The following is a 2592-nucleotide window of genomic DNA, read 5'->3' as shown; positions in this document are numbered from 1 at the left end:
TCCGCAGAGGTGGCAGTCAACGAGTCACTTCGCCGCACCGCTAATGGAGAAGTCTGACGCGGGAACAGCTCAGTTTGCGACAAACTGAATGATCCGAGCCGCATTGCCGCTGCTGCGTGTTGTGTCCGCGATTTTCAGCTCGACAGTGTGCTCACCCGCTTTCAAATCGGTTGCAAACATAACGGTTCGCGGATAGTGCAGCCCCTTGCTGTGCTGGTGATACAAATCCACCACTTCAAACGGACCTCCATCGACACTGGCTAGGATCATCCCCGCATCCGGTCCTGCAACGACATAGGCACCGATTGCCGTGCCGGCGAACGACAGCGACAACGTGTCCCCAGGATGCTCGCCGCAAAGCATCGGAAGTTTGCGGAAACGCTCGCGAGTGCTTCCGGGCAACGATGACCAATCGGGCACCGAGATCGACCAACCGTTTTCAATCATCGCAGTCGCAGGATCAATAAAACGTCCTCGCCAATAGCTGGTTGGATTCAGCGGCGACTCGGGCAGCGGGTGCGGCTTGATCGCCGCGTCTTTCGCCAGCGGTTTGGCCCATGCCTGGCCCATCAATTCGTCGATCATCGTCGCGGCGATCGCATTTCCCGCCGGTGCGGGATGCACTCCGCCGTACTGTTTCCAAGTCAGTGTGCCGTCGGTGATACGATCAGCCACTTCGCTTGCCAATCCAATCGTCGACACGTCGTAATGCGCGGCCACCGACGTATGCGCCGCAATCGTCAGCGGCGTTTCGGCCTCTTGTAGCGTCGCCAGCATCGATTCATTGACGAAGAAGGTTACCACCAAATCGATATTTGGATTGGCGATTCGGGCGTGACGCACCAGTCCTTCCATCCCGCGAATGCAGGCGGCGTTGGAGTGATGCGCGTCCTGATCATCGTTGACCGCGAACTCGATGAACAACAAATCGATGTCGCCGCGGTCCAGCACATCCGACTGCAATCGAAACGCTCCGGTGGTGGAACAGGTCGACGAGATTCCGGCGTTGATGAAGTTGAACTTCGTCGCTGGAAAACGTCGCTGCAGAATCTCACACACCATCGGCCGGTAGCCGTTCATCTCAGTGATCGACCCGCCGATGAACGCCACGTTTCCCGTTTTCGATTGCTCGAACTTGATCCGAGCATTCTGGAAATCGCCGCGAAACGCCACGTGGTCAGCGGTGAATCCGCTGGTGGCGATGAATGACAAAGCAACCAGTATTAAAGATCGGTACGCTGTAAATCGTCGTTTCATCTTGTCGTCGCTTCGAGTGGGTGAGAAACAAAAATATTTTGGATTTGTGCCGTGGCCCCGTAAGAGAACGCTCGGCTTTTCCATCATAACCCGACGCGTAAGTTTTGAAGTTCCGCGTTTGTATTTAGGGGCAAAGCCCCGGACGTTTACCTAGCCCAGCCCAACGGGCTGGGACCAAAAAAACAATGAATTGTAGGGCCAACGGCCCGGCCGTTTGCTGGAACTTTGGCCCGAAGAACGTTTAAACGCGCAACTTCAAAACTCATGCGTCGGGTTATGATATTTCAGGGCCAGACAGGCTCGCAAGCGTCACGGCCCACTCATATTATCGCCGAAACTCTCGACGAGTTTCGCTACGGACGCGGACGTGATCATGCAACCGATGTTTCCGGTGCGTCTCGCTTGGTCATCATCGATACAACGATCAAGGTGACAAACGCCAACGGAATCGTCACGATGCCTGGCTGAGTGAACGGAGCGATCGCGTCGGCTCCGTTCCAACCGTACACCTTTTCGTACGTGTCAGCGGACAACAAAATCCATCCCAACGAGCTAACCATTCCGACGATCACACTGGAGATGATCCCCTCTTTGGTCGTTCGTTTCCAAAACAGCAACATCACAAGAGCGGGCAAGTTCGCACTTGCCGCAACGCTAAACGCCCAACCGACCAAGTAGCTGACGTTCATTTCTTTGAACGCGATGCCAAGCAGAATCGCGATCGCTCCGACCACGACGGCAGCCAACTTCGCGACTCGCACCTGAGCGTGTCCCGTCAATTCGATTCCCATCACTCCGCCGATCAAATCGTGAGCCACCGCGCCACTGCTCGCCAAAATCAAACCGCTGACGGTCCCCAGTACCGTGGTGAACGCAATCGCCGAAATGATCGCAAACAACCACTGGCTCATGCTGCGAGCCAATAGCGGAGCGGCCATGTTGGTATCGGTCAGATCCAGCGCGTTGCTGGTCATCGCGCCGAGTCCGAGGTACAGCGTCAGCACATAAAAGAAACCGATACTGGTGATCCCCACGATGGTGCTTTTTCGAGCTGCCGCACCGTCTTTGACCGTGTAATAGCGAATCAAAATGTGCGGTAGCGACGCGGTGCCGCAAAACAATGCCAACATCAACGACAAGAAATTGATCCGGTCGGTAGGCTTTCCGCCGCGAATTCCTGCGAATTTCGGATGCTCGCCCGGTCGCAGCACGCGAGTTCCCTCGGTCGGCTTTTGATAGAAGACCTTTGTCGATCCTCCATCGTCATGCCGGATCACCTCGCTGCCCCAGAGCACAATTTCGCTTTTGGACATCGTTGTAAAAAACGAGATCGGC

Annotated in this window: 2 protein-coding genes; both read right to left on the bottom strand. The window is 55.6% G+C overall.

What is annotated here, in order from left to right; genetic code table 11:
- Positions 1–69: 69 nt before the first annotated feature.
- Positions 70–1257 (bottom strand): SGNH/GDSL hydrolase family protein, encoded by a 1188-nt coding sequence (locus ABX962_RS34435; protein ID WP_372726183.1) that lies wholly within the window; start codon positions 1255–1257, stop codon positions 70–72.
- A gap of 371 nt (positions 1258–1628) precedes the next feature.
- On the bottom strand, positions 1629–2592 hold a 964-nt coding region (locus tag ABX962_RS34430; protein ID WP_372726182.1), incomplete at its 5' end, for a cation acetate symporter.

The sequence above is a fragment of the Novipirellula sp. genome (assembly GCF_041583735.1).
GTDB lineage: Bacteria > Planctomycetota > Planctomycetia > Pirellulales > Pirellulaceae > Novipirellula.
Note: the sequence above shows the minus strand (reverse complement) of the source record. Positions and strands in the feature narration are given on the sequence as shown.

Coding starts and splice junctions, on each gene's coding strand:
- ABX962_RS34435 (WP_372726183.1), bottom strand. CDS start 1,257: ATGAAACGACGATTTACAGCGTACCGATCTTTAATACTGGTTGCTTTG.